The organism is Aeromonas sp. PrichA-15, from assembly GCF_017939245.1.
GTDB classification, from domain to species: domain Bacteria; phylum Pseudomonadota; class Gammaproteobacteria; order Enterobacterales; family Aeromonadaceae; genus Aeromonas; species Aeromonas caviae.
Genome location: NZ_JAGKRH010000370.1, coordinates 1 through 949, shown reverse-complemented (window position 1 = coordinate 949; position 949 = coordinate 1). Strand labels below are relative to the sequence as shown.

1 pseudogene is annotated in these 949 nt (G+C 50.4%); it reads left to right on the top strand.

The annotated features are described in order from the left end of the window. Positions 1-949, top strand: a pseudogene (locus J9889_RS23280) (ISAs1 family transposase); the annotation flags it as partial.

Here is a 949-nt window from a genome sequence, read left to right as displayed (position 1 = left end):
GAAGAAACTCGCTCTGAGATCAATCGTAAACATAACCTGGTTGATGTCATGTTCCTTGTCATCAGTGCCATCATGAGTGGTGCCGAGGGCTGGAATGACATCGAAACCTATGGCGATTCAAAGATCGATTGGCTCCGTCAGCATCGCCCCTTTGCCAACGGCATCCCGCGGCGTCACACGGTTGCCCGCATTCTGCGCTGCATTGTCATTGTGCTGGGTCAATGAACAGCGCACTCATCAGGGCAAACCCATCATTGCCTTTGATGGCAAGGTGTTACGCGGCTCCTTTCGGGGAAATGCCAAGGATGCGCTTCAGTTGGTCACGGCTTACGATACCGAAAATGGGCTGGTGTTAAGCCAGAAAGCAACCCCTAACAAGAAGGGGGAAATCGAAACCGTCAAAGATATGCTGGACATTCTTGAGCTAAAAGGAGCCGTTGTCACACTCGATGCGTTGCATTGTCAGTGTGAGACACTGGAGAAAATCAGCGAGAAGAAGGCTCATGTAGTGGTACAGGTCAAGAATAATCAACCGAAGCTGTATCAAGCGGTTCAATCGCAATTCCAGTCACTGTTTGACGCCCAGAAAGAGAAGATTGTCGTCGAGCACAAAGAGAGTGGACATGGCCGCCAGGAAGAGCGTTATGTGTTTCAATTAAAAGCCAAATTACCGCCAGAGTTGACGGAGAAATGGCCGACAATCCGCAGCATCATTGCCGTTGAGCGTCACCGCAGCGCCAACGGAAAAGGAACGGTAGATACCTCTTACTATGTCAGCTCGTTATCCCCCAAGCACAAGCTGTTAGGGCACTATATACGGCAGCACTGGCGGATAGAGAACAGCCAGCATTACATTCTTGATGTGGTGTTCAACGAGGATGCTTCCAGGATAGCGATGGAGGATGCGGTCGAGAATATGGCGCTATTCCGGCGGTTCGTATTGAATATC